General features: G+C 44.2%; 24 protein-coding genes and 1 pseudogene. 7 read left to right on the top strand and 18 right to left on the bottom strand.

All coding sequences use genetic code 11. The features are described from left to right. Nucleotide 1 precedes the first annotated feature (1 nt). From NST16_RS02285 to NST16_RS02300, 4 genes are read right to left on the bottom strand one after another with little or no spacing between them, the layout of a single operon-like run. The gene (locus tag NST16_RS02285) at nucleotides 2–1,483 is read right to left on the bottom strand and encodes a Na+/H+ antiporter subunit D (RefSeq protein WP_340883732.1); all 1,482 of its coding nucleotides are present in this window, start codon (nucleotides 1,481–1,483) and stop codon (nucleotides 2–4) included. Then, nucleotides 1,476–1,817 (bottom strand): Na(+)/H(+) antiporter subunit C, encoded by a 342-nt coding sequence (locus tag NST16_RS02290; protein WP_010331684.1) that lies wholly within the window; start codon nucleotides 1,815–1,817, stop codon nucleotides 1,476–1,478. The genes NST16_RS02285 and NST16_RS02290 overlap by 8 nt, the downstream gene beginning before the upstream one ends. Continuing rightward, complete coding sequence (locus NST16_RS02295; RefSeq protein WP_024122673.1) at nucleotides 1,817–2,248, bottom strand: Na(+)/H(+) antiporter subunit B; 432 nt, start codon at nucleotides 2,246–2,248, stop codon at nucleotides 1,817–1,819. The genes NST16_RS02290 and NST16_RS02295 overlap by 1 nt, the downstream gene beginning before the upstream one ends. After that, the gene (locus NST16_RS02300) at nucleotides 2,241–4,646 is read right to left on the bottom strand and encodes a Na+/H+ antiporter subunit A (RefSeq protein ID WP_340883734.1); all 2,406 of its coding nucleotides are present in this window, start codon (nucleotides 4,644–4,646) and stop codon (nucleotides 2,241–2,243) included. The genes NST16_RS02295 and NST16_RS02300 overlap by 8 nt, the downstream gene beginning before the upstream one ends. A gap of 233 nt (nucleotides 4,647–4,879) precedes the next feature. Here NST16_RS02300 and NST16_RS02305 point away from each other — a divergent pair, with 233 nt between their 5' ends. Beyond that, on the top strand, nucleotides 4,880–5,095 hold the full coding sequence (locus NST16_RS02305; RefSeq protein ID WP_229149084.1) for a hypothetical protein: 216 nt from the start codon (nucleotides 4,880–4,882) through the stop codon (nucleotides 5,093–5,095). A gap of 36 nt (nucleotides 5,096–5,131) precedes the next feature. Here the strand turns inward: NST16_RS02305 and maeN are convergent, their stop codons facing one another. The 7 genes and pseudogenes from maeN to maeL all read right to left on the bottom strand — a co-directional run bounded on the left by maeN (nucleotide 5,132) and on the right by maeL (nucleotide 14,144). Continuing rightward, the gene (gene maeN / locus NST16_RS02310; protein WP_340883736.1) at nucleotides 5,132–6,478 is read right to left on the bottom strand and encodes a sodium/malate symporter MaeN; all 1,347 of its coding nucleotides are present in this window, start codon (nucleotides 6,476–6,478) and stop codon (nucleotides 5,132–5,134) included. A gap of 153 nt (nucleotides 6,479–6,631) precedes the next feature. Then, nucleotides 6,632–7,591: pseudogene (gene nupQ, locus NST16_RS02315) on the bottom strand (guanosine ABC transporter permease NupQ). Further along, nucleotides 7,592–8,638 carry an ABC transporter permease gene (locus NST16_RS02320; RefSeq protein ID WP_340883738.1) on the bottom strand — a complete coding sequence of 349 codons (1,047 nt, stop codon included), beginning with the start codon at nucleotides 8,636–8,638 and terminating at the stop codon, nucleotides 7,592–7,594. After that, nucleotides 8,631–10,163 carry an ABC transporter ATP-binding protein gene (locus NST16_RS02325; RefSeq protein WP_340883739.1) on the bottom strand — a complete coding sequence of 511 codons (1,533 nt, stop codon included), beginning with the start codon at nucleotides 10,161–10,163 and terminating at the stop codon, nucleotides 8,631–8,633. Before NST16_RS02325 ends, NST16_RS02320 begins: the two co-directional genes overlap by 8 nt. Before the next feature lie 130 nt (nucleotides 10,164–10,293). Further along, nucleotides 10,294–11,373 (bottom strand): guanosine ABC transporter substrate-binding protein NupN, encoded by a 1,080-nt coding sequence (gene nupN, locus NST16_RS02330; RefSeq protein WP_168748636.1) that lies wholly within the window; start codon nucleotides 11,371–11,373, stop codon nucleotides 10,294–10,296. Between the two features lie 469 nt (nucleotides 11,374–11,842). Continuing rightward, on the bottom strand, nucleotides 11,843–12,550 hold the full coding sequence (maeM, locus tag NST16_RS02335) for a two-component system response regulator MaeM (RefSeq protein ID WP_024122665.1): 708 nt from the start codon (nucleotides 12,548–12,550) through the stop codon (nucleotides 11,843–11,845). Then, nucleotides 12,543–14,144 (bottom strand): two-component system sensor histidine kinase MaeL, encoded by a 1,602-nt coding sequence (gene maeL, locus NST16_RS02340; RefSeq protein ID WP_029441167.1) that lies wholly within the window; start codon nucleotides 14,142–14,144, stop codon nucleotides 12,543–12,545. The genes maeM and maeL overlap by 8 nt, the downstream gene beginning before the upstream one ends. A 177-nt stretch (nucleotides 14,145–14,321) precedes the next feature. Here maeL and NST16_RS02345 point away from each other — a divergent pair, with 177 nt between their 5' ends. Beyond that, nucleotides 14,322–14,879: a YufK family protein gene (locus tag NST16_RS02345; protein ID WP_010331673.1), complete on the top strand. Its 558-nt coding sequence runs from the start codon at nucleotides 14,322–14,324 to the stop codon at nucleotides 14,877–14,879. Nucleotides 14,880–14,896: 17 nt separating this feature from the next. Here NST16_RS02345 and NST16_RS02350 read toward each other — a convergent pair whose 3' ends face one another. From NST16_RS02350 to NST16_RS02360, 3 genes are all read right to left on the bottom strand, one after another. Beyond that, the gene (locus tag NST16_RS02350; RefSeq protein WP_268448452.1) at nucleotides 14,897–15,310 is read right to left on the bottom strand and encodes a thiol-disulfide oxidoreductase DCC family protein; all 414 of its coding nucleotides are present in this window, start codon (nucleotides 15,308–15,310) and stop codon (nucleotides 14,897–14,899) included. A gap of 18 nt (nucleotides 15,311–15,328) precedes the next feature. Beyond that, complete coding sequence (locus NST16_RS02355) at nucleotides 15,329–17,203, bottom strand: transglycosylase domain-containing protein (protein WP_168748634.1); 1,875 nt, start codon at nucleotides 17,201–17,203, stop codon at nucleotides 15,329–15,331. A 92-nt stretch (nucleotides 17,204–17,295) separates the two neighbouring features. Then, nucleotides 17,296–18,504 carry a multidrug efflux MFS transporter gene (locus tag NST16_RS02360; protein ID WP_411809969.1) on the bottom strand — a complete coding sequence of 403 codons (1,209 nt, stop codon included), beginning with the start codon at nucleotides 18,502–18,504 and terminating at the stop codon, nucleotides 17,296–17,298. On the opposite strand from NST16_RS02360, the gene NST16_RS02365 reads away from it, so the two are divergent. Both NST16_RS02365 and kapD read left to right on the top strand, forming a co-directional pair. Continuing rightward, nucleotides 18,407–18,610, top strand: coding sequence for a hypothetical protein (locus tag NST16_RS02365; protein ID WP_026014598.1), 204 nt, complete (start codon nucleotides 18,407–18,409; stop codon nucleotides 18,608–18,610). The two genes, NST16_RS02360 and NST16_RS02365, sit on opposite strands and share 98 nt — an antisense overlap. 77 nt (nucleotides 18,611–18,687) lie before the next feature. After that, a complete protein-coding gene (kapD, locus tag NST16_RS02370) occupies nucleotides 18,688–19,305 on the top strand; it encodes a 3'-5' exonuclease KapD (protein WP_010331666.1) in 618 nt (205 codons plus the stop codon). A gap of 26 nt (nucleotides 19,306–19,331) precedes the next feature. Here kapD and NST16_RS02375 read toward each other — a convergent pair whose 3' ends face one another. The 3 genes from NST16_RS02375 to NST16_RS02385 all read right to left on the bottom strand — a co-directional run bounded on the left by NST16_RS02375 (nucleotide 19,332) and on the right by NST16_RS02385 (nucleotide 22,339). Next, the gene (locus tag NST16_RS02375) at nucleotides 19,332–19,718 is read right to left on the bottom strand and encodes a kinase-associated lipoprotein B (protein WP_268448457.1); all 387 of its coding nucleotides are present in this window, start codon (nucleotides 19,716–19,718) and stop codon (nucleotides 19,332–19,334) included. Between the two features lie 45 nt (nucleotides 19,719–19,763). Further along, nucleotides 19,764–21,050, bottom strand: a complete 1,287-nt coding sequence (locus NST16_RS02380) for a sensor histidine kinase (RefSeq protein ID WP_010331664.1) — start codon at nucleotides 21,048–21,050, stop codon at nucleotides 19,764–19,766. A 125-nt stretch (nucleotides 21,051–21,175) separates the two neighbouring features. Then, nucleotides 21,176–22,339, bottom strand: coding sequence for a MalY/PatB family protein (locus NST16_RS02385; protein ID WP_340883744.1), 1,164 nt, complete (start codon nucleotides 22,337–22,339; stop codon nucleotides 21,176–21,178). A gap of 88 nt (nucleotides 22,340–22,427) precedes the next feature. Here NST16_RS02385 and NST16_RS02390 point away from each other — a divergent pair, with 88 nt between their 5' ends. After that, entirely contained in the window at nucleotides 22,428–22,688 is a 261-nt protein-coding gene (locus NST16_RS02390; protein ID WP_010331662.1) for a YugE family protein, read from the top strand. 25 nt (nucleotides 22,689–22,713) lie between these two features. Here NST16_RS02390 and NST16_RS02395 read toward each other — a convergent pair whose 3' ends face one another. After that, complete coding sequence (locus tag NST16_RS02395) at nucleotides 22,714–23,538, bottom strand: alpha/beta fold hydrolase (RefSeq protein ID WP_268448463.1); 825 nt, start codon at nucleotides 23,536–23,538, stop codon at nucleotides 22,714–22,716. A 150-nt stretch (nucleotides 23,539–23,688) separates the two neighbouring features. On the opposite strand from NST16_RS02395, the gene NST16_RS02400 reads away from it, so the two are divergent. Together NST16_RS02400 and NST16_RS02405 are read left to right on the top strand one after the other, a co-directional pair. After that, nucleotides 23,689–24,189 (top strand): Lrp/AsnC family transcriptional regulator, encoded by a 501-nt coding sequence (locus NST16_RS02400; protein ID WP_010331660.1) that lies wholly within the window; start codon nucleotides 23,689–23,691, stop codon nucleotides 24,187–24,189. Further along, nucleotides 24,190–25,350 carry an aminotransferase gene (locus tag NST16_RS02405; protein ID WP_340883748.1) on the top strand — a complete coding sequence of 387 codons (1,161 nt, stop codon included), beginning with the start codon at nucleotides 24,190–24,192 and terminating at the stop codon, nucleotides 25,348–25,350. The last annotated feature ends 84 nt before the right edge of the window (nucleotides 25,351–25,434 follow it).

Consider the following 25,434-nt stretch of genomic DNA (forward strand, 5'->3'; position numbering starts at 1 on the left):
TCTACTCCTTCAAAACAGCTTCAATATATTTTTCCGGATTCAGCAAAGTCTCGGCCGCTTGATCAACGTACGGTGACACCCATCCTGTACCCAATCCGAAGAGAAGAGACAGGAAGAGAAAAATAGCTGCCGGATATAGAAGTCCTTTAGCTGTTCTAAGATTTTGCTTTGGTGTTTCTTTTTCTTCGCCCCAAAACGCATGAATAAAGATCCTCAACACGGAATACAGGACGAGCAGGCTTGAAAGCAGGATCAGCATGGAAATCGTAAATTCACCCTCAGCGAAGCCGCCTTCCGCAATTTTAAATTTGCCTACAAATCCGCTGAGAGGCGGGATGCCGGCAAGAGATATAGCCGAAATGAAGAACATCCATCCAAGAATGGGGTATCGCTTGATCAGCCCGCCCATTCGTTGAAGGCTTGCTGTTCCAGTCAAAGCAATCAGCGTGCCTGCCAGCATAAATAATGCGCCTTTAATCAGCATGTCGTGAATCAGATAGTAAATCGCACCTTGAATGGATGCAGGCGTATGAACTGCAACACCGAACAAAATAACGCCGACAGCGGTAATAATGTTATAGATCACGATTTTCATGACATTTTGATAGGCAAGTGAACCGATGACACCGAAGATGACAGTGAGAGCCGCGAGCCATATCATCAGCTGGTGGGTAAACGCTGTATCGTGAATGAAAATCAGTGTGAACACTCTTGTGATCGCATATAATCCGACCTTTGTCAGCAATGCGCCGAACAATGCGGAGATGGCTGCCGGAGGAGCGTAATAAGAGCCGGGAAGCCAAAAGTAGAGAGGGAAGATCCCGCCCTTCATACCAAACACGATGAGTAACAGGACGCCGATTACAGTAATCAGCCCAGTTTGGCCGGATTCGCTGATTCTCACACTTAAATCCGCCATGTTTAAGGTACCGGTCACAGCGTATAAAAAGCCTACGCCGATGACAAACAATGCTGATGACACGATATTAAACACAATGTATTTAATCGATTCCCGCAGCTGAATTTTTGTGCCGCCTAATACAATCAGCATATAAGAAGCGATAAGCAGAAGCTCGAAAAATACGTACATATTAAATAAATCGCCTGTTAAAAACGCTCCGCTTACCCCGGCCAGCAAAAACTGCACGCCGGAGTAATAAAAGGCTTTTTCCCGTTTCTCACCGATAGAACGGAAGGAATAAAGCACAACCAATAAGCCGATAACTGCCGTTGTGAGAACGAGCAGGCTGGCAAATTGATCTGCAACAAGCACAATTCCGTAGGGGGCTTTCCAGCCGCCCAAATTCAGTGTCTGAATGCCGTTTGTAAAAATGGTCTGTACGAGTAAAACGCTGATCATAATCCCGAGTGCGGATGCAGCAGTGCTGAAGATCCGCATGAGCATGATGTGTTTGTTCATGAAAATCAGCAGAATGGCCGACAAGAGCGGGATCAGGATTGGCAATATAACAAAATTATTCATGTTGATCATTTCCCCTCATTTGATCCATATTGTCCGATTTCAATTCCTGATAGGCCCGAAACGCCATGACGAGGATGAAGGATGTAACCCCAAAAGAAATGACAATAGCGGTCAAAATCAGGGCTTGCGGAAGCGGATCGACAAATGACTTGGCATGCTCGCTCAAAATCGGAGCGGCGCCTTTTTTTAATCCTCCCATAGTTAAAAGCATTAAATGAACGCCGTGGCTTAACAGCGCTGTTCCGATAATGACCCGAAGCAGGCTTTTAGACAGCAGCAAATAGGTAGCAGCCATAAATATAATACCGGCCGTAACAGCCATTAAGATTTCCATTATTCTTCCTCTCCAATCGTTTGAATAATGGTCATCGTAATGCCTACGACTACTAGATAAACGCCTAGATCAAAAAGCGTCGCCGTGGCAAGCTCCGTTTTCCCTAAAATCGGCAGATGAAAGTAACCGAATGTGTGGGTTAAGAAGGGCGCCCCGAAGACAAAGGAGCCAACTCCTGTTAAGACAGCGAGCAGAAGACCGGCTCCCGCGACGTAAATGAAATTAACGGGCAAAATGGAACGCACGGTTTTTAAATCATAAGCCAGCAGCAGCAAAACAATGGAAGAGGATGTGATCAGCCCGCCGACAAACCCTCCTCCAGGCGCGTTATGGCCTGATAAAAATAAATAGAAAGAGAAAAGCAAAATGATAAAGGATACAAGCTTTGTAACGGTCTGCAAAATAAGGTCATTTGTTTTTTGTTCATTCACCGCTTTTCCCCTCCTCTTTTACTTTTGTTTTAATCATGCTGAAGATGCCGAGAGCGGCAATCGTTAATACCGTAATTTCAAACATTGTATCAAAACCCCTGAAATCAACGAGAATGACATTGACGACATTATCTCCTCCGCCTAGATCATGGCTGTGCTTTGTAAAGTAGGAGGCGATACTGTCTTTTGTCCGCTGGCTTGAGGATGCGATACCGAGCAGGGTGACAATCATGCCGACTCCTAAAGCGATGATAAAGTTTGTCATTCGGAACGTTCTCGTTTTCTTTTTCAGCCGCAGTTTCGGCAAATGATAGAAACAAAGCAGAAACAGGGCGACGGAAATCGTCTCAATGACCAGCTGGGTCAAAGCCAAATCGGGCGCTCTGAAAATAACAAAAAACAATGCAAGTGTATAACCGACAACACCAAGTGAAATAATCGCCGTCAGTCTGGATCTGGCAAATACAGTCGCCGCTGTCGCGCTGATCATCACAAGTGTCAGAATCATTTCGAATATGCCGATTTTCGCCATACCCTCAGTTGTAAAGGAAAATCCGCCTTTCAAAACGAGAGCCCCGCTCATCAGAATGATAAATCCAGCGAAGATATACAGAAGATAATCCCGTAAAAATCCGGTCATATATTGTTTTGTCACTCGATAAGAGCCTTTTTCCATGATGGTCAGGAGCTTCTCATATAACCGATTGAGCGTGAGTTTCGATGGAAATAGCTTATAGATCGCTTTCCACCTATTCATCGTCAAGTAACCGATCGTACCGACAACGATAATGCCCAGTGTCATCAGGACTTCGGCTGTAAACCCATGCCACTGCGAAATATGAACATGAAACTTCTCATGGCTGTCCAGCAGTGTCGGATAGATCGAATTCATCGCAGGCTCTATCAAGCTGTAGGACAATATATTCGGGAAAAAGAAGAGACTGACAGCGAGCGCAACAAGAATGACAGGTGATACGAGCATTCCAATCGGCGCTTCATGAGCCTGTTTTTCGAGTTTTTCAGGCTGGTAATTGCCTTTAAATGTTTTAAACAGCAGTTTCATGCTGTAGATAAATGTAAACACACTTCCTGCCCAAGCGAGGACAGGGAACAGCGCTCCCCACGTCTGGACGTTGAACAAATCGACATGTGTCACACGAAGCATGCTGGTGAAAAACATTTCTTTACTCAAAAATCCGTTAAACGGCGGGAGACCAGCCATTGAGAATGTGCCGATCAAGGAGATCGTAAATGTAATCGGCATAATCGCCATCAGTCCGCCGAGTTTTCTGACATCCCGCGTGCCTGTTTCATGATCAATGATGCCGACTGCCATAAACAAGCTTCCTTTAAAGGTAGCATGATTGATGAGATGGAAAATGGCAGCCATGGCGGCAACTGTGTAATACTCTGTATGGCCGTAATGCAGGGCTGCAGCACTGACACCAAGCATCGAGATGATCATGCCGAGCTGGCTGACCGTTGAAAACGCCAAAATGGATTTTAAGTCGGTTTGTTTGACGGCATGGAATGAACCCCAAACCATGGTAAAAATCCCGACGAGAGAAACAATCCAAAACCACTGAGCTGAAAAGGCGAAAATCGGACTGAATCGTGCAATCACATAAATTCCCGCTTTGACCATCGTGGCTGAATGGAGATACGCGCTGACAGGCGTCGGCGCTTCCATGGCATCAGGCAGCCAAATGTAAAAAGGAAACTGGGCGGACTTTGTAAATGCGCCTAGTAAAATCAAAATCATCGCCGGAATAAATAAATCATGGCCGGCAATCAACTGAACCTGATTGATCATTTCTCTGATACTGAATGAATCTGTGATCAGATAAAGGAGAATGAATCCTCCCAGCATACACAGTCCGCCGCTTACCGTAATCAAGAGCGATTTTGCTGCGCCGTAGCGAGATTTTTCACGCTTGTACCAATATCCAATCAGCAAAAAGGACGAAAGGCTGGTAAGCTCCCAAAACATGTAGAGAACCATGATGTTGTCAACAAGAACAACACCGAGCATGGCGCCCATGAACATTAATAAATAGACATAAAAAGGCCCAAGCTGTTCTTTTTCTTTCGATAAATAAAAGATACTGTAAAGAGTGACCAACGAGCCGATCCCTGTTATCAATAAGGCGAATAGCAGTCCGAGACCGTCTACATAAACGGTAAAGTTAATGCCTAATGAAGGAATCCACTCCAATACCGATCGTAATGTTTCTCCCGATTGAGTCATTCTGATCATTGGAAGAAAGTATATAAACAGCAAGACGGGCAGGATTAGAACAAACCAGCCCGTATGCACTCTTTTTGCGTATTTTGCCAGAAAGGGAATGATAAAAGCAAATACAAAAGGCGATAAAATAGCAAAATGTAAGAGCTGCAAAGACAAGACCTCCTTTTCTCTAATTGAAACCTGTTCTATGTATAAATAATTAGAATATACGGTCAAACGACCCAGTCCAAATTATATCGCACTTTTTTGGAAGCCGCCATGCTTCAACCTTCCGCGATTGAATTTTACGAGTTCTTTTGACCTCGAAATAAGTTTAACAAAAATCAGATCATTTGTATATTTAAAATTGCTCCTGATCAAGCTGTATGTAAGGAGCTGATCATGTGAAGAGAAAGGTCCTTATGTGCTCAGGTTTATTCTGCTCGATATTTGCAGGGGCATTCATGCTGAATCAGTATGACGGCCGTGCCCGTGTGGCAGACAATGAGGATTGGGAACTGTATTTATTGGAGCACCACCTGTCAACTAACATGAGTGAGGCGGAATCTAAGGATAGGCCGTTTGGGTCCAGAGAGTATATGCGGATTGTGAACAAATAAAAAAGAGTTCCGTCTAAAACGGAACTCTTTTTCTGATTATGAAGTGAAAAAGCGAAGTAAAATTGTCGCGCAAATGACAGTTCCTGCTCCGCCGAGGCGGGTAGAAATTTGGGCGAATGGCATAAGGTCCATTCTTCCTGAAGCGGACAAAATGGCGACATCTCCCGTTCCGCCGAGACCGCTGTGACAGCAGGTCACGATTGCGGATTCAACAGGGTACATGTTCATCAGTTTGCCTACAAAATATCCGGAAGAAATCATGGCAACGACAACTGAAATACAAATGATGACAAACGGTATAGAAATCACAGATGCCACGTCATCTAAAGGGATAAAGAGAATCCCGAGGCCTACCATAAGCGGCCATGTAAAGCTTGATGAAATAAACTTATAAAGCTGATACGCGCCTTCCTCCATTTTTTTCGGAAGGATATTTGCATATTTGATTGCGGCTGCTGAAATAATCATTAAAATAGCGCCTGGGATGAAGATAAATTTCTCCAGTAAACCGCCGAAAATAAAGAACGTACAGGCGAGCAGTACTCCGGCTCCCATCAGTTTAAAGTCAATTTTAGCTTCAGCCTCTTTTTGATTGAAAATATCGTTTGCTTTCTTAGATTTAACGAGACGCCCATTGCCGTTTAGATCAGGACGTTTTTCGCCCAGTTTTTTCATTAAAGCGGCACAGATAATAGCGAAAACGTTTCCAATGATAGCGGCAGGAACCAGCTGCGACACATACACATCAGCGGAAGACCCCAATATTTGCGAATAAGCAATGGAGAGAGGCAAAATTCCTTCACCTATTCCCCCGGCAATAATCGGCACAACAACAAAGAAAAAGGAATCATAGGCACTGTAGCCGAAGATGAATCCGACGAGCACGCCAGCCGCAACCGCCGCAATTGTGCCCGCTACTAAAGGAACGAACATTCTGATGAATCCCTGTATTAAAACAGTTCTGTTCATTCCAAGAATGCTTCCTACAACAAGACAAGCGATATAGAAATAAAGAAAGTTAGATGTTTTCATTAAATTGGTAACAGCATCTATTGATGATGGATTCAACACATTATAAAAAACTAAAAAAGATGGCACAAACAAAGATAGAATAGCAGGACCGCCAATATCCTTCAAAATCGGGATCCGCTGGCCGATATCGCCAAGAAAGACACCTAAAATCATAATGATGGCAAACCCGCCCAGCATGTTTGCGGGCAGCTCGTTGTAATAAGCCGAAAGAATAATAATGACAGCTAATGCTGTATATAATGGGAGAGGAATCACGCCGATTTCCCAGGTCCATATTTTTTTAAACAGGCTTTTCTCCTGTGTGTCTTTGTGCTCAGGTAAAACTTCCTCTGTTTTGTGAATTGCTCCCATTGTCGTACACCCCCATGTATTGTTTGTTACAGTCTACAAGAAAGCGCTAACAAAGGATATTTTTTTAAGTTAAATAATTAATAAACAATTAAATTAAGAGGGTATTTTGGATCAGAAAAAATCCCTGAGAAGCCGCTTCCCAGGGAGATATGCTTACCGTTTTCCTTTGATATAAGGCACACCGTTTGCTTTTGGCGCATCTGCGCGTCCGATAAAGCCGGTTAAGGCCAGAATGGTTAATACGTAAGGGGCAATCAGCATATATACATTCGGTATGTCCTTAAAAAGAGGGAGCAGAGAGCCGATGATGCTTAAGCTTTGGGCGAATCCGAAAAACAGGGCGGCGCCGAGTGCGCCGATCGGATGCCATTTTCCGAATACAAGTGCCGCGAGTGCGATAAACCCTTGCCCGGAAATGGTAGAATGCGTAAAGTCGAGCGCAATGGTTGACGCATATACGCCGCCCCCGAGGCCGCCGAACAATCCGCTGATCATCACGCCGATATAGCGCATTTTGTAGACATTGATCCCCATAGTATCGGCCGCCATCGGATGTTCTCCGACGGAACGAATACGGAGGCCGAACGGCGTTTTAAACAAGATAAACCACGAAATAAAGGCCAGGACAATTGCGAGAATAGACGTATAATAGACATCTGAAAAGAAGATTTTTCCCAATACAGGGATGTCGCTCAAGCCGGGAATACTCGTTTTATAAAAAGGCTCGGGAATTTTGTCTGTTTGCGCTTTTCCGTAAATCAGCTTTACGATAAATAAAGTAGCCCCAAGCGCCAGCATATTAATGGCGACGCCGCTGACTGTCTGATCTGCGCGAAACGATATCGCCGCTGCCGCGTGAATCAGTGAAAACAGCGCGCCGGCTGCCATGGCGGCAACGAGTGAGAGCTATGGCGCCGCGGCTCCCAATTCAGGGCCTAAAAATAAATTGAATAAAACACTGGTGAATGCTCCGATAATCATGAGGCCTTCGAGACCGATATTGACAACGCCTGATCTCTCGGAAAATACGCCGCCGAGAGCAGTTAAAATAAGCGGGGCAGCGTATACGAGTGTGGCCGGGACAATGATTGATAAAATCTGCAGAACGTCCACTTAGTTCGCCCCCTTTTTCTTCAACTTATTCGCGACAAAACGAATGGCATAGCTTGAAGCAACAAACAGAATGATAATGGCAATCACAATATCGACAACCTCAGAAGGTACGCCTGATTCAATTGGCATATTTAACGCTCCGATTTTGAGGCCGCCAAGCAAAGCTGCCGCAAGCACAACACCGGCTGCAGTGTTCCCACCCAGGAGAGCGACAGCAATACCGTCAAAGCCGACGCCGGTAAATGCGCCTTTGACAGCTGCGTATTCAAACGTTCCCAGACCTTCCATGGCACCTGCAAGGCCTGCAAAAGCTCCTGAAATGAGCATGGAGGTCATAATATTCTTCCGCACGCTCATACCGGCGTACTGAGACGCGTGCTGATTGAATCCGACTGCCCGAAGCTCAAAGCCTTTCGTTGTTTTGGTAATCATAAACCACATAACAACAGCTGCGAGAAGGGCGATGACGATCCCCCAGTGAAGCCTTGAATAATCCGTAATCTGCTCAAGAAACGGCGAGCGAAGTGAGGCGGATTCGTGAATTTTTTCCGTCTTATCCTGATTGTCTGTCATGACTTTTGAAATCAAATAATTGGTCATATGCAGTGCGATATAATTCATCATAATAGTGACAATGACCTCGTGAACATAGAACCGTGCTTTTAAAAAGCCGGGAATAAATCCCCATAAACCGCCTGCTGCAGCCGCTGTGAGCAGTGCAAGCGGCATATGAATATAAGCAGGTCCGTCAAACGCCGTTCCGACCCAAACGGCAGCTGTCCAGCCCACTAGCAGCTGTCCCTCTACCCCGATATTGAACAGTCCGGTTCGGAATGCGAAAGCAACAGCTAATCCGGATAAAATATAAGGTGTAATCTGCCGGACGGTTTCCCCGATGTAATAGATTTCTCCAAATATCCCATTCCATAAAGCGGAATAGCCGCTGATCACACTGTATCCGCTCGCAAGCATAATAAGTGCGCCGGCCAGCAAGCCGAGCATGATCGCAATGAGCGGCACGAGTAAATGAGAGAGTCGTTTAGCCATTTGCTTTCCCCGCTTCCCTTTGCGTGCTTCCCGCCATCAAGAGGCCGAGCTCTTGCTCAGTTGTATCCAGCGGATTAACGCTGGATATAATGCTGCCTTCAAAAATGACGGCGATTCTGTCACTGAGATTCATGATTTCATCAAGCTCAAACGATAAAAGAAGAACGGCTTTTCCGGCATCACGCTGTTCAATGAGTTTTTTATGGACAAATTCAATCGCTCCAACATCAAGGCCGCGAGTCGGCTGGGCTGCGATTAACAAGTCAGGATTTCGGTCAATTTCCCTTCCGATAATTGCTTTTTGCTGGTTTCCGCCTGACAATGCCCGCGCGTGAGTATATTCATCTGGGGTTCTGACATCGTACTCGCTGATCACGCTGCGGGCTTTCTTATACATTTCGCCTTTATGTAAAACACCGAATGCTGAATAAGGCTTTTTGTAATAGCTTTGGAGCACGATATTTTCACCGATTGGAAAATCCAGGACGAGACCGTGTTTGTGGCGGTCCTGCGGAATATGCCCGATTCCTGACTCCGTTACGTTTCTCGGCGTCAGGTTTTGTATCTGTTTTCCGTTTAGGGAAATGGTTCCAGACTCCGTTTTTCGGAGTCCTGTAATCGCTTCAATCAGCTCTGACTGTCCGTTTCCGTCAACGCCGGCTATGCCGACAATTTCTCCGGCATTGACAGAGAGCGACAAATCCTTTACAGCTTCTACTCCGCGAGTATCTTTTACGGTGATTCTGTCAATCGACAGCACTGCTGATCCCGGCTGAGCCGCTTTTTTTTCTGTTTTGAACGATACCTCGCGGCCGACCATCAGACTGGCGAGCTCGTCTTGATGTGTATCCCGGACATCCAGTGTTTTGATGCCTTTTCCTTTGCGGATAATGGTAACGCGGTCACAAACCTCCATGATTTCTTTCAGTTTATGGGTGATTAAAATAATTGATTTTCCCTCATTGACGAGGTTCTTCATGATTTGAATGAGCTCTTTGATTTCATGAGGCGTCAACACAGCTGTCGGTTCATCAAAAATCAGGATGTCAGCCCCGCGGTAGAGGGTTTTTAATATTTCTGCACGCTGCTGCATGCCGACGGATATGTCTGCTACCTTTGCCTCGGGATTAATTTGAAGTCCGTATCGGTCGGAAATGTCCTGAACCTCTCGGACAGCCCGTTTTCGGTCAATCCGCCCGAGCTTGTTCGGCTCCTTCCCGAGAATAATATTTTCAGCAACTGTAAATGTATCGACAAGCATAAAATGCTGATGCACCATGCCGATTCCGAGATCATTCGCTTTGTTCGGGCTGTTGATGTGCACCTTCTCACCGCGGACCCGAATTTCTCCCTTTTCTGGCTGATACAGCCCGAACAGGACGTTCATCAAAGTTGATTTGCCCGCTCCGTTTTCACCGAGCAGCGCGTGGATTTCGCCTTTTTTGACCTGAAGATTAATGTTGTCATTTGCGACGATACCGGGAAACTCCTTGCGTATATTGAGCATTTCAATGACATATTCCACAGAATTGACCGCTCCTTTTTTTCATGCTATTAAATTAGAGACTGGCAATAGAAAAGCCGCAAGGAAATGTGCAGCTTTGCTCTGAAAGAAAAACAAGGGATAAGGGCTCTTCTCCTTATCCCCGCGATTCTTATTCAGCTTTGAAATTTTTCAGCTCTTTCTCTGTTCCCGGCACTTCTAGTCCGTCGATAATTTTTTTCTTCCAATCATCAACCGCTTTGATTACATCATCCGATAGGTTTTGTTTAGAGGAAGAAATGCCGACTCCGTCTTGATCAAGCCCGTATGTAAGCGTTTCTCCGCCGGGGAATTTGCCTTCGCTTGCTTTCTTCGTTAAATCTTCAACTGCTGTATCAACCTTTTTGACCATGGAAGTAAGGGTGACGTTATCGTCTGTTCCTTCTACTTGGCCTTCTGCGTATTGATCTTTATCGACTCCTATCACCCAAACATCACGCTTCGGGTCTTCTTTTTTCAGGTTCTTGGCTTCTGTAAAGACACCTGTGCCGGTGGCGCCTGCGGAGTGGTAAATCACATCAACGCCTGACTTATACATGCTCTCGGCGGTTGCTTTTCCAACGTCCGCTTTATCGAATCCGCCCGCATACTTCACCTGGACAGTTGCGTCAGGTTTTACGGCCTGAACCCCTGCACGGAAGCCGACTTCGAATTTTTTGATTAACTCGGATTCCATGCCGCCCACAAATCCGATTTTTCCTGATTTGCTTGTTAAGGCTGCGGCTACTCCGACAAGAAATGACCCTTCCTGCTCTTTAAACGTAATGCTTGCGACGTTGTCTTTATCGACGACTGCGTCAATAATCGCAAAGTTTGTATTTTTGCGCTGATCGGCGATTTCACTGATTGAATCTTCCATCAAATAGCCGACGCCATAGATCAAGTCAAAATGCTCACGCGCTAATTTATTTAAGTTTGTTGTATAATCTGCATCTGATTTAGATTGCAGGTAGTCGTATCCGTTTTTCCCTTTTTCCAGACCATTATCTTTACCGAAGGCTTGGATGCCTTCCCATGCTGATTGGTTAAAAGATTTGTCATCCACCCCGCCAATGTCGGTAACCATCGCCACACTGAATTTGTTTTTGCCCTCACTGTTACCGCTGCTTTTTTCGCTGTTTCCGCACGCTCCTAAAATGGTGCCCGCTGCGATGACAAGTGACATCGCCAATCCGATTTTGCGTTTCTTCAAGATATAACCCCCCAGAAAAATTTGGCCTGAGCTGATCCGGTCAGTCATGGGATGGATGCCTCACTCAATTCTTAGAATCGATAAAATTTTCAGATAATAACAATTAGAATGAGCTGAGACAGTTCTGATCTTCCCTTAGTAAGTGTGATGTGGGTGTTTCCTTCGAAAGGCGGGGAAGAGAAGGATGCGGAAGGTGTTCCGGGCGGAAAACCGTGACATCTCTTTCTGAAGTGTGACTTATGACTTAGTCTAGGGATCAACTAACCAATCATAATTTATCATTTTACATACAAGAAATAAATAGAATTACGCATAATTTTTTAAAATATATGTATTTTTAGAATTGTATTTCAAATATGCCGAAAAGCCCTTTATTATTTTTGTATAGCTTATTGGCGAAAGGTTCAAGCAGCTTGGCAAAAGATGTGACAGAGAAAAACGCACTGCTCGATATGAACAGTGCGTTTTTTTATAAATATTGCTTAATTCCGTTAAGGTTGCCTGTATTGACATTGTACTGAAACACCGGTCTCCCGATCGTTCCGTACGCCATTTCGACATTCAGAACCTGTATATCCTCAAGAAATTTTAAGTATTTTCGGATGGATACTTGAGATATTTCAGTATGATTCGCCAGGTCTTCTGTCGTAAAGGATTCGTTTTCAAAGGATTGTATGCTGGACCAAATCAGCTTCAGCGTGCTTTTTGTCAGCCCTTTTGGCAGATGCACTTTTTCTGTCGCTTCCTTCTTATGAAACAGTTCCGCGTCCAATTCTTTTTGGCTCATGTTTCGGTGGGTGGAATAGACTTTTTGTTTTCGTCTGTAATCAGAAAGGGCAGTCTGAAAACGTTCAAATTCAAACGGTTTGATTAAGTAATCCACAGCTCCGTAACGAAGTGTTTTTTTGATGACGTCCAGCTCGCTTGCCGCAGAGATGACAATCACGTCAACCGCTTCATTTTGCGCTCTTAATTCCGTCAGCAGCTCAAGCCCGTTTTTACCCGGCATGTAAATATCAAGCAAAATGAGGTCGATGTGATGCTCGCCTAAAATATGCAGAGCGCTTTGAAAGGAAGAGGCGATTCCTTTCAGCTGAAAGCCTTCTATTTGGCTTAAATATCGTTTATTTAATTCACCCACCATGGGGTCATCTTCAACTATTAGTACATTAATCATGGTTTTCCTCCTTCGGTTCGTACGGGATTCGAAGACTGAATGTGGTTCCTTCATTTTTTTCGCTGGTGATAATCATTTGACCCTTCAAATTCTCCATGCTTTGCTGGGTGAAATAAAGGCCGAATCCCCGGTTTTTGCCCTTTGTTGAATAGCCTTGTTCGAATACCTTGACTTGGTCTTCTTCAGACATGCCGGCTCCTGTATCGGTAATTTCGATGTCCAATATTTTGTCATGAAATCGCATGGACATCGTGATTTGTTTTTTCGGCATATTGGCAACAGCATCTAAGGCATTGTTGATCAGATTTCCGATAATCGTAATCAGTTCATGAATGACTGAAGGATCTGCTGCATTTGGAATAACCCCGCTGCATTCAATATCGAGATTTGCGCCTTGCTCTCGTATGTAACTCTGTTTTCCCAACAGAAAACCGGCCAGTACGGAGCTTTTGACATCATTTATGATTTCACTTGTTTCTGATTTTTGCTGAATGGCAATATCTTTAATATAATCTCCAAGATCGTCATACTCTTTCAGCTGGACGAGACCTAATATCACATGCAGTTTGTTCATAAATTCATGAGACTGCGCTCTCAGTGCGTTTGCATACATTTTAACACCGGAAAGCTGTTCAGCTAAATGTTTTACCTCGGTTTTGTCCCGGAATGTCGCAATCGCTCCGACGGTTTGTCCTTTCAGCTGGATGGGCACTTCATTAAATACAAGCTCTAATCCGTTAATGCGCACATCTCTGTCTTGAAGTGGTTTTCTGGTCTCAATGACATTTTTCAGGCGGCTTTTTGGCAGGATGTCATTGACATCCTGATCGACGGGATTTGTTTCTATGCCCATTTTAATGAAAAGACGCTTCGCTTCCGCATTGGCAAGCTTGATTTTGCCGTGCTCATCGACAGCGAGTATGCCTTCTTTCGTTGATTCAAGCATAGCGCTCCGTTCTTGAAGAAGTGTCGCGATTTCATATGGTTCAAGTCCGTACATGATATTTTTCACCGTACGTGCGACGATAACAGCCCCGATGACGCCGACGAATATACTGACACAAATAATAAAATAGAGCGGCCGTAAGCTGTGGCTGATGACTTCGTCAATTTCATTCACTGTAATGCCGACCGCAACGGCTCCGACTTGTTTTCCATTCTTGGCGTAGACAGGCACAAACGCTCTCTGCGATTTCCCAAGCGTGCCTGAGGCGGTGCTGATATGGACATGTCCTTTTAATACTTCGGCTTCATCCCCGCCGCTGAACTTTTTTCCGATTTTGCTGCGGTCCGGATGGGTTCTGCGAATGCCGTTCATATCCATAACGACGACAAATTCTGTGCCGGTAATTTTCTGGACGTCCAGCGTATAGCTGAGCAGTTCCTTCTGTTTTTTTCCGCTCTCCAAAGCGGAAGCAGTGATCGGTGCGTCGGCAACCATTTCAGCAGTTTGGAGCGCTGTGTCTCTTTCCTGATCACGTATCCTTTTGGAGGTTTGGGCACCAACGGTAAAAAAGGTGATGAGCAGTGCGATTAACACAACGATACAGACAAATATGGTGAGTCTGGTTTGCAGTTTTAATGTTTTTTTCATATAAAACTTCCTTACGTTTTATGATTCCTGCGTACTACTTTACTCTCAAAATGGTGCTTTGTGAAGATTTGGGACCGTAATTCGTAAAAAGGAGAAAAAATGGAATAATTTATCTTGTCAATGTGTTTTAAGTCCTCCATAATAAATGAGGTAGATTATAGAAAGGGACTTTTTTATATGAAAAATACTTATTTGACAGGATACTTTCCGCTGATTGCGATCCTGCTTTTTAGTTCGTCTTTATCCATTTCAACCTCACTCTATGCATTGAAGATGCTTTCTTCATTTGGAATGTACGATGGAATGCTCGATTACTTCTCAGAGAAAGGAATCAGACTAGCGTTATTTGCGGCTTTTGCGCTTTTATATTTTATGGTTCTGTCCGCTCTGAAATTAATTGCGAATACCGTGACTGAGCTGTCACTGCTGTTTTTCGCAAATGATCCTGAAGGAAACAACCTGAAAACAATCAGAATGGGCTCTATCATTTATTTAGGCGGCGGGATCGTATCCTTTGTGCTATTGCAAAATGTCTTCTGGATTGTGATCTGGTTTGCAGTTGTTACACTTGCTTACTTTGTGTTCGTTGTTTACAGGATTTATTCAACACTTTCTATCATGTCATTGGTCGGATTCATTCTAATGGAACTGCTGTTTTGGTTTACCTTTGTTATCGGTATTCTGTTCATATTTATCAAGCTTTATAATAGCATAATGGCTAGCTTACCTGTGTAAGCTAGCCATTTTTTCGTTTATGGTAAAAATCTATTTTTTATAGAAGGGGAGGGGAGCATACATTCATTTTTTTTGCCGAACCACTTATAGCGGTTTTTGGCGATAAAAGAATAGAGCATATCTCTGACAGGTTTCGGCACTGCAAGAAACAGGACAAAGAGCCGCCATGGGCCCCGCAGATGCCTGAAAACCTTTATGGCTGCAGTTGACTTAGTGTAAACCTGGCCGTCTTCAATAAAGACAAAGCTGTCAAAATGCTCAGTCGGAAGCCCGCTTTTTTTCAGCAGGCTCTGTCCTGTTTCCGATTGAAGCGATGCAAATGAAATTAAACCGTTTGGATCACGTTTTATGATAAATTGAACGGCCCCGTTGCATAAATTGCACACACCGTCAAACAGTAATACGCGATTTGGAATTTGTTCTGATGTCACTGCAGATCCCCTCCGATTTTAATAAGCCGCTTGCAGCGTTCCTTTCCAGATGGAAAGCTGAGGGCTGATACTGTGAAGGTATTCAACGCTGCTCGGTGTATCTTTTCCAACCCAGACACCCATTGTGTACGTATCTGTCAGGCCGACGAACCACATATCATGATAATCATTTGAGGTTCCCGTTTTTCCGCCGATATAAGGCGCATTAAAATATGCTTTTTTCCCTGTCCCGCTTTTGACAACGGAAGACATCAGTTTTTTCAGCTGCATGTTTGTGCGGACGCTGAATATTTGTGTCGCTTTGTCATTCCATTTATAAATCGTTTTTCCTTTTAAATCCGTCACTTTTGTAATCGCGTGGCTCGGCGTGTAGCTGCCGCTGTTGCCGAATGTTGTATACGCCTTTGTCATCTCGAGAGGCGTCATGCCGTGTGTAAATCCGCCAAGCGCCGCCGGCAGCAGATAGTCGCTGTTGACAAGCTTTGAAAAATGATACGGTTCAATATAGCTGAAAGCTTTTTGGATGCCTACACGGTCCAGCATTCTGATGGCCGGTGTATTATACGAGTTTTTAAACGCTGTATCAAGCGTCACTGTGCCGTATGTGCGGTTATTGTAGTTTTGCGGACAGTAATCCCTGCTGCAAAATTTGCCGGCATCAATTGTGCTGCTTGCTGTCGCACCTGTCTGTTCAATATAAGGTCCGTAATCGAGAAGCGGTTTAATGGATGACCCCGGCTGTCTGTATGCTTGGTAGGCACGGTTAAAATCATACTTATGATAGTTTTTTCCGCCGGATAGAGCGACAACTTGATGCGTCTGGTGATTAATAACAGCCGCTCCGCCCTGTACGCCCGCATACGGCAGCTTCGAATTCATCTGTGCAACGACTTGATTTTGCATGTACGGATCAAGTGCGGTATAAATTTTTACGCCGTCTTTCAGAAGTGTGCTGACTCTAGCGGACAGCTCGTTTTCTATTTTGTCTTTTTGTTTTCCTGATGCTTTTTGAAGACGCTTATCATAACCTTCAGATTCAGACACGAGTTGAGTGAATTCATCATTTACGTAGGAAACGTAGTCCGGAAATTTGTCTTCTTTCTCCTCGACATCCAGTTTGATTTTTTGTTTTACGGCTTTCTTCAGCTCTTTGTCCGTTATAACCCCGGCATTTTTTAACCCTTTAAGCAAGCGTTCTTGACGGCTTTTCGTGTAGTCAAAATGCTTGAGAGGATCATATAATGTAGGGTTATTAGGTATAGCGCAAATAAAAGCCATTTCTCCCAGTGTGAGAGATTTCAGCGGTTTGCTGAAATAAAATTCAGCAGCTGATCCGACGCCATAAACGCCGTTATTAAAATAAATCGTATTTAAGTAGGCTTCAAGAATCTCATTTTTTGTATACTTTTTCTCAAGCTGATAGGAGTACGCGAGCTCAGTCAGTTTGCGGCTGAAAGAGCGCTCGTGGCTCAAATACAAGTTTCTTGTAAGCTGCTGTGTGATGGTGCTGGCCCCTTGGTCAATCTTTTTGTCCTTCACGTTGGAAGCGGCCGCCCGCACCATCCCCATAAAGTCAAAGCCTTTATGTTCGTAAAAATGGCGGTCCTCGGAAGTTAAAAATATCTGTTTGACTTCTTCGGGAATCTTGTTGAAGGGAACCAGCACCCGGTTCTCATCATCGCTGACGATTTCCGAGACCAGAGACCCGTCCCTGTCGTACATGTAGCTGTTTTGAACAAGGCTGATCTCTTTCAAATCAATATTCTTATCAAGCACCTGATCCAGGGACTTCATTTGTTTTACTTCTTTTCCGGAAGCGATAACTGTAAATGCAAACAATGGGATTATGCAAAGGAGCAAAATCCATCCGATAATTTTTCGTAACATGGTCACTCTCTTTTCTCCTAAATTCTAGCCATATCGTACCATTCTTTTGAGTTTACGAGAAGGTTAAATTTAGAAGACTCTTCAATTTTTGCTGAAAATCAGCTTGCTTTGGCATACGATTCTTTTTGGAATTTCTTCATGATCCAAAGCAGGCAGGCACCCGCGAAAAAGAGAAATGCTGTGACATAAAAGGCTGCAGAGATATTGAAGTGACTCGATATAATACCGCCGAGAAGAGGTCCGAGAACGTTTCCTAAAAAGCGAAAGCTGACATTGTAGCCGAGGACTTCTCCTTGGATGGAGCCGGGAGCCTGAACGCGGATTGCCGCTGTGATGCATGGAAGAAGGCCGCCCATCGCCATCCCGAATAAAAACCTGAAAACAAGAAGCACACTGAATGAAGACGCGAGTGCCTGCGGAATAAAAAATAAAGAGGCGGCGATTAAAAGCCCGATTAGAATGCGGCGGTGGCCGTAGCGGTCTCCTAAATCTCCCCATTTTCTTGCCAGTAGCAAACTGCCGAGTCCGGTTGCCGAAAATGCCATGCCGGAGAAAAAGGCCAGATTGGCAGGTCCGTGCAGCTCGTTTACATATAAAGCGAGCAACGGCTGGATACTGAAATTTCCTGTTTGAATCAGCATGGTTAACAGCATCATGACCCAAAGCGCGGGCTGGTGAAAAATATAGGAGAGCACTTCTTTTCTCGTATAAGACTGACGTTTATTCATCTTCTCTGTGAGCGGCTGTTCTTTGACCCCGAATAACACGAGAAGAACGGCCAAGAAAATCACAAAGGATGTGATAAAAAAGGTATACGTAAAGCCGAAGTGGTCAGCAAGCACGCCTCCCAAAAGCGGGCCGAACAAGCTTCCGGACACTTGCCCCATTTGGAGCGTGCCAAGCGTTTTGCCGGCTGAGCTTTTAGGCGTCTGCGCGGAAATCATTGCAAGGGATGTCGGAATAAATCCGGTTACAAGCCCCATAGCCATACGCAGAAAAAACAATTGATAAACCGATGTGACAAAGCCCATTAATAAAATGCTGACGGCAATGCCGATTCCGGTTGTCAAAAGGATTTTCTTGTAACCGCGTTTGTCTCCGAACCGCCCCCAGAACGGGGATACCAAAAAAGCCATTAAAAATGTAATGCCGAACACATAACCGCTCCACCTTTGCACAAAGCCGTTGGAAAAGGTGCTGAGCGTCTCAATATACAAGGAGAGAAAAGGAATGATCATTGTGGTGCTGGCTGATACAAAGAAATTCGCCAGCCACACAATGACAAAGTTTTTCTTGCGGATAGAAATAACATCACCTTCTTATTATTTCGGGTTCCTTACTAATTATAAAGAAACAGTGCACCATTTAAAAGAAACAATGCGGCTGGGAAATTTCATTATTTTTAGAAAATGAAGAAATGAAGAGAAGGAGAATCGATATACTATAAAGATAGCATTCTTCTGATCGGAGGAAAGGTAGGTGTAAAAATAGTGGAGGCAGGCAACTTACTCATTATTGATTTCGAATTTACGATGCCCGAAGGAAAATACAGTCCGCAAAATTTTTTTCCGGAAATCATAGAAGCAGGAATTGTAAAGTCGGTTAATGGTGAAGTAGTTGAGACGTTTTCGAGTTATATTAGGCCGAAAAAATTCCCCAAGCTGACGAAGCGCTGCAAATCATTTTTAAACATTACGCAAAACCAAGTAGATGAGGGGATGAGGTTCGAGGACTTTATCCGTAAACTAAATGAGCTTGACCCTGAAAAAAATTGCACGATCATCACGTGGGGAAACATGGATATGAAAGTGCTGAAGCAAAATTGTATGTTTAACCATATTCCTTTCCCGTTTAAAGGGGAGATGAGAGATTTATCGCTTGAATATAAAAACTTTTTTGGAGACCGGACACTGACTGGCTTGTGGAAGGCTGCGGAAGAGTACGGAGATAAGGGAACCGGCACCCATCATAAGGCGCTTGACGATGCTCTTACAGCCTATAAGCTTTTTAAGCTTGTCGAGCAGGATAAGCAGTACCTCGAAAAACCAAAACCGCCGACAATCGGCGAGAGGATTGATTTATCTGAACTATTCCGGCGCGCAACATAAAAAACCCAATCTTTCGTCAGACTGGGTTATGGCCGGGTAAAGTATTCTTTTTCTAAAACGTCCAGATTGTTCAGGGATCGCTTTGCCCATTGTGAATCATCTCCGGCCAGTTTGGCTCTCAGCTGTGCAACCGCTTCCCGCAAAGACTCGTTATAATCCGGCACTTCACTGTCATAGGGCTTCACCATGTGATGGGGGATATTAGTCTGTTCGCCGAAAGCAAGCGCTCTTCTTTCATGGAAAAACGGCACATCTGCCTGTTTTGGATGGTGAAGGTCTCCTTGAGCGGGATGGGTGAGAACCGCCTTAATTTTGACTAAATAATGCTGCGGTCTGCAATCTGTAATTTCTCCTATGTATACACCTGTTTTGTAAAATCCTTTTACGATAGAGCCTTTCTCAAATGTACTCATCTGTTATCACCTCGCATTCATTCTATAAAAGTTCCAATTGATTTGCTAGTGAGGAAGGTCGGCGGGGAGCTTGATCGTCACAATGGTTCCTCTTTGAAAGCTGCTGCTGAACGAAATGGTTCCGTGGTGATGTTCAATGATGGAAAACGTCACAGTCAGGCCAAGTCCCGTTCCATTCGTTTTTAAAGAATAATAAGGTTCACCCAGCTTCTGCATTTGGTGATCCGTCATGCCCACACCGTTATCTGAGATTTTGATTACAATTATATGGCCGATTTTTTTCGCTGAAACTTGGATGACCCCTTTACCCGTAGGAACGGCTTCAATGCTGTTTTTCATGAGGTTGATCACAGCCTGCTTCAGCTTTGTTGCATCCCCGTATACCAAAAGGTCCGGCTCGGCGTCCGCCTCTACTGTCACAGATTTATAATTGGCATACGAAATCATAAGGGAGCTCGTCTCTTTGATAAGAGAAGATAGATCAAAAATCTCTTTTTCGTACAATTGCTGTTTGGCGATATCAAGATAATTTGTAATAATTCCCTGAGCCCGGTCAAGCTCTGACAGCACAAGCTTTTGATAATCCGCACTGGATTTGTTTTGAAGGGATTCATCATTAAAAAGCAGCTGGACAAATCCCCGGACAACTGTCAGCGGATTTCTTACTTCATGAGCCACACTTGCCGCAAGTTCACTCACAATTTCCATTTTTTCCGAATGGATTAGCTGGGAACGCAGGGCGATATTTTCTGCGATGCTTTCTATCAGATAAATGCTTAAAAGAAGAACGGTGCAGCGGAACAGACCTGAGACAGCTGCCTCATAATATATCATTTCTGAATTTTGAAAATTTAAAATATTCACGGCAGAAAAAACCAAGATGGAGGCGAAAAATAAGAAGATCTCCAAGCAACCGATGAATAAAGACAGCAGCAGTTTTCTCGCTTTGGACATGAATGGCCACTTTTTTTGAAGTAGAGTTGGAATGATGATATGAAAAGGCAGCAAAGCGTATACAAAAATGGCGGAAGGCTCAAAAAACAGCAGTTCAAAACATAAGACGGATGCGGCGACTGTTAGCCCGGAAGCAGTGTTTATATACAATAAACAAATGATGACAGGAATGATTTGAAGGCCATATTGGATGTAGTCCATTTCCTGTATAGGGAATATAATGCATAAAACTGAGGCGCCGCATGCAAATATCGTGACTAATACGTTGTTGATTTTTGGTACAATGATCGACGGTTTTCCAAGCCAAAACACTTGGTAAAGAAGAATAGGAAACAAAATAAAGCAGATATGTAGGAGATAGTCTTTTAGAATTTCCATTCGAGTGAAATCCTTTCGTATAAAATATGAATCTATTATAACACTTATCATTAGAAGTAAAATACAAAATTTCTTAATAAAGAACGCCTTTACGATTGATACGTAAAGGCGTTTGTGACGAATATTTACTCTAACGCTGTTTTTATTCGGCGCAGTCCGTCCTGCAAGGTTGCCAGAGGGCATCCTGCATTCAAACGCATAAATCCTTCTCCGCCAGGGCCGTATTTCGTGCCGGGCTCCAAAATAATTTTCCCTTTGTGCAGCATCTTTTGCTGCAGCTCTGCATCAGACAAGCCATATGCGCGGAAATCGAGCCAGATCAGGTAAGACGCATCAGGCTTCATCATCTTGACATTCGGGAGCTCGCTGGTCAAAAAGGCTGCAGCCTCGTCCATGTTTTTCTCAAGATAAGAAATCAGTTCATCGAGCCACGGCCCGCCTTTTGAGTAAGCGGCTTCGATTGCGCTCACGGCAAACGCGTTTAATCCGCCTAAACCGTTCCGCTGCAGGCTGGCTGAAAATTTGGCGCGCTTCAGCCGGTCTGGAATAATGATTGCAGACGCCTGCAAACCCGCGATATTAAACGTTTTGCTAGGTGCCGCGCAAGTCACAGAAATCTCAGCGAATTCATCAGAAAGAGAGGCAAACGGCGTATGGTCATTTCCGTACAGCATCAAATCGGAATGAATTTCATCTGACACGACTGTAACGCCGTGTTCAAGGCATAATTCGCCGAGCTTCAATAAATCTTCCCGGCCCCATGCCCGCCCTGAAGGATTATGCGGATTGCATAAAATAAACAATTTTACGCTCGGATCACTGATTTTTGTTTTCAAATCTTCAAAATCCATTACATAAGTTCCGTCTTTTTCTTTAAGCGGATTATGTAAAATACGCCGGCCGTTTTTCTCAATCATATGGTAAAAAGGCGTGTAAACAGGGGATTGGACAATCACTTGATCCTTTGGTTCTGTAAAAGCCTGAACCGCCATGCTTAAAGCTGTGACCACCCCGGGACTGAATGTAATGCTTTCCGGGTTCACCTTCCAGCTGTGCCGGTTATGCATCCATGCACACACTGCATCTTTTGTTCTCTGATCTGGCGCTGTATATCCGAAAATCCCTTGTTCTAGGCGCTGTTTTAATGCTTCTGTTATGGCTTCAGGCGCACGAAAATCCATATCCGCCACCCACATCGGGAGTGCGTCTGTCACACCGAATAATTCGCCTGTCTTGTCCCATTTGAGGGATTGGGTGCCGAGGCGCTGTTCTTGTTTATCAAAGTTCATTCTGTTTCCACCTCTTATGTATGTTTATTTTTCTTAGCGTAACTATGATAAAATAGATCTGCAAATTTTATTATAAGCGGTGATGAAAATGGAAGAAAGTCAAGCGGTCAGGGAAATGATCAATGTCATTGCCAAATGGGACCCGTTTAAATATGGTGAAGATTTTTATGAAACGGAGGCTGTTGATGTCGTTCAGGCCGTCTATGATGAAGACGATCCTAAAGTGTTAGCGAAAAGCATACAGCATATTTTCGAAGCTTCTTTTGAACAAACACTTCCGATCGACAGCTGCCTGAATGTGGCTGGACAGCTGCTGTTCATTAAAGACAGCAGCTCTTGCACGCCTTGAAAAACCGGTATACAAACCGGTTTTTTTATTCTGTGATAAACTCTGCAATTCGTTCGGAAACGAATTCTGGGCGTTCCTCCGGCACCAAATGGCCTGTTTCCCGCAATGAATACAGTTTGGAATCCGGCAGGTCATGGTGCAGACGTTCGCCGATTTTCACCGGAACCACCTTGTCTTCTTCGCCCCAAATCAATAAGGCGGGTTTGTTCATTTTTTTCAATTCCTCAGACTGTAAATCTCCTTCCCTGTGCCGGATGAACTTTGTCATAGCTTTGAAAATCTGTTCATCTTGAAAAGGTTTGCCGTAGCCGTCAATCATCTCCTCGTCAATCAGCGATTTGTTGTGGACGACATTTAATAAGTTTTTCATCACGCCTTCTTTGGAAAGCCAGCGTTTGATATAAAGATGAAAATATGGGAGGTGAGTCCCGAAGATAATCGTCGGGTGTGAGCGTTTTAAATAACCTGAACTGCAAAGAAGCACAATCTTCGAGAAGAGCTCAGGCTTTAATAGAGCAGCCGACAGCGATATCTGCCCTCCCATCGAATGCCCGACAAGCGCCGCCTGTTTGACTTGCAAGTGCTCCAGGAGTCCGATGATAAGCATAGCGAGGTTTTGATAGGTATATCTAAATGTCCTTGATTTTTCTGATTGGCCGAAAGGAGGCAAATCGAGCGCGATGATGTCATACTGGTCCCGAAGCAATGGGATTAATTTTCTGAAGCTGAAAGCAGAAGATAAAAAACCGTGTACGCAGACAATTGTTTGTTTGCCCGGGTTTTGATAGTGCTCATAATATACATTTACGCCTCCGACTTTAATACGCCTTATTGGTGTAACCGCCTCCATTTTGCCGTCACTCCCTTCATAGGATGTACTGTATTATGCCCTGAAATTGTCAGTTCTAGCGGAAGTTTCTCCTCGTTTTTTCTTAGCATTCGTCAAAAAACGTGATATAATGTCATGAAGATTTCTTGACATTGCAAAGGTGTGAAATGAATGAAATTGACCGATAAAGAAACAGAAATATTAGAAATTTTAGACGAAAACAGCCGCGCCGACCTGGAAACAATCGCAAAAATGGCCGGTATCCCTGTAAATGAAGTAAAAGCGATCATTGACAAATTGGAAAAAGAAAAGGTTATTATTGATTATTCCGCTATGATCGACTGGCGGAAAGTGGACGGCCATGAAGGCGTGACTGCCATGATTGATGTTAAAGTCACTCCAAAGCGCGGAGTCGGTTTTGACGAAGTGGCGGAGCGGATTTACCGATTCCAAGAGGTAGAATCAGTCTACCTGATGTCAGGCGTATACGACCTGTCTGTCGTGATTCGCGGCAATTCAATGTCTGACGTTGCGCGTTTTGTATCTGATAAACTGTCAACTCTTGATTCAGTTGTGTCTACGACAACACATTTTATCCTGAAAAAATACAAGCACGACGGCAAAGTATTTGAAACGGGAGACGACGACAAAAGAATCGTGGTGTCACCGTAAATGACTTCTTATTTATCCGATTATGTACAACAAATAAAACCATCCGGCATCCGCAGATTCTTTGATTTGGCGGCAACGATGGAAGGGGTTATTTCTTTAGGAGTCGGAGAACCTGACTTTGTAACGGCTTGGAATGTTCGTGAAGCAAGCATTCTTTCCCTTGAACAAGGGTATACGTCATATACCGCTAATGCCGGTTTATACTCATTGCGAGAGGAAATCAGCCGTTATGTAAGCAGCCGGTTTGGTCTTACATACTCACCTGACGATGAATTGATTGTGACGGTAGGGGCGAGCCAGGCTTTGGATATTGCAATCCGCGCCATTGTAAATCCGAGTGAGGAACTGATTATTCCAGAACCGTGTTTTGTGGCGTATGAATCGCTTGTCTCTTTGACAGGCGGCGTTCCGGTTCATGTCCATACGACGGCTGATAAAGGATTTAAAGCGACGGCTGAGGATTTTGAAGCGGCAGTGACCGAAAAGACAAAGGCTATTCTCATTTGTTCGCCTTCGAATCCGACCGGCTCGGTTTACTCAAAGAAAGAGTTGCATGAAATTGCTGAGTTTGCCAAAAAACATGATTTAATCGTACTGGCCGACGAGATTTATGCGGAACTGACATACGATGAGGAATTCACGAGCATAGCAGCATTACCGGGGATGAAAGAGCGGACGGTTGTCATTTCAGGATTTTCAAAGGCGTTTGCCATGACAGGCTGGAGACTCGGTTTTGCCGCGGCGCCTTCAGAAATTCGCAACGCGATGCTTAAAATCCATCAGTATGCGATGATGTGCGCGCCTGCAATGGCGCAATACGCAGCGCTTGAAGGGTTAAAAAACGGAATAGAAGATGTAGAAAAGATGAAAAAGAGCTACCGAAGAAGACGTAATTTGTTTGTCGAAACGCTTAATGAAATCGGTCTCAGCTGCCACCATCCGAGCGGTGCTTTTTATGCTTTCCCATCCATCAAAAGCACTGGGATGAGCTCAGAACAGTTTGCCGAGGAGCTCTTGCTGCAGGAAAAAGTAGCCGTTGTTCCGGGTAATGTATTTGGGCCGAGCGGAGAAGGATATATCCGCTGTTCATATGCGACATCAATTGAACAGCTGCAAGAAGCATTGGTTAGAATGAAACGCTTCTTACACAAAACAACATAAAAAAAGATACGAACTTTTTGTTCGCATCCAATAAAAGGGGGAATACTAGAAAGCCTTTGGTATTTGCAGTATACCCTCTTTTTG

The organism is Bacillus sp. FSL K6-1005, assembly GCF_038000225.1.
GTDB lineage: Bacteria > Bacillota > Bacilli > Bacillales > Bacillaceae > Bacillus > Bacillus mojavensis.